This is a genomic window from Pseudomonas batumici (assembly GCF_000820515.1).
Lineage (GTDB): Bacteria > Pseudomonadota > Gammaproteobacteria > Pseudomonadales > Pseudomonadaceae > Aquipseudomonas > Aquipseudomonas batumici.
Window position 1 is genome coordinate 1 of the sequence record NZ_JXDG01000083.1, and the last position, 452, is coordinate 452.

A 452-nucleotide genomic window follows, 5' to 3' on the forward strand; every position below is an offset into this window, starting at 1 on the left:
GTCAGCGGCAGGCTGTCCAGATGGACGAAGGCGCTGGGCACCATGTACTCGGGCAGGTGCTTGAGCAACTCGCTGCGCAGCTGTTCGGCGGGTACCGGTTCGCCGCACAGGTAGGCCACCAGACGCTGGTCCTCACGGGCGATGACCACGGCTTCGGTGAGGCCGGCGCAGCCCAGCAGCACGTTCTCGATTTCCCCCAGCTCGATCCGGAAACCGCGGATCTTCACCTGGAAGTCGTTGCGGCCCAGGTACTCCAGGGTGCCGTCGGCCAGCCAGCGACCCAGGTCGCCGGTCTTGTACAGACGGGCGTTCGGGGCTTGGGAGAAACGGTCGACGATAAAGCGCTCTGCACTCAGCTCGTCGCGGTTGAGGTAACCCCGGGCCACACCGGCTCCGCCGATATGGATTTCCCCGGCCACGCCCAGCGGTGCGGGCTCGCCTCGGGCATCCAG

1 protein-coding gene is annotated in these 452 nt (G+C 67.0%); it reads right to left on the reverse strand.

Going from position 1 to position 452, the window contains the following annotated elements; translation table 11 throughout:
* Positions 1-452, reverse strand: a 452-nt coding sequence (locus UCMB321_RS28280) for an AMP-binding enzyme (RefSeq protein WP_040071995.1), incomplete at both ends; no start/stop codon positions are given.